The organism is Staphylococcus pasteuri, from assembly GCF_030547725.1.
GTDB classification, from domain to species: domain Bacteria; phylum Bacillota; class Bacilli; order Staphylococcales; family Staphylococcaceae; genus Staphylococcus; species Staphylococcus pasteuri.
The window spans coordinates 1-257 of sequence record NZ_JAUOQO010000535.1 but is presented as its reverse complement, the minus strand read 5'-3'; the positions used below and the strand labels follow the sequence as shown (position 1 = coordinate 257).

General features: G+C 56.0%; 1 protein-coding gene. It reads right to left on the bottom strand.

Annotated features, from left to right (window positions below; translation table 11 throughout):
* Window positions 1-257: hypothetical protein (locus Q4528_RS14635; protein ID WP_303522384.1), on the bottom strand; the 257-nt coding region annotated here is incomplete at both ends.

Sequence of the window (257 nt, the reverse complement as noted above, 5' to 3'; positions counted from 1 at the left end):
AGTTAGTGCCGTCCGCGCCATAGGCGGTAATCTTGCCCAATACGTCGCCAGAAGTGACGATTGTGTTTGTGCCTGCCGTGCCGCTTCGTGACTTGCTTAAAGCAATACTTCCCGCCGTGGTCGCGTCGTTAGCGAAGCCTGAGACTTGCGCCTGTGAAGCTGCTGCTGTCGTGCCTGTTACCTGTAGCTTGCCTGCATTGGCGACAGTTACGCTTGCGGTGTGGCCGAATACATTGTTTGTCGCTTCGGGATAAGCC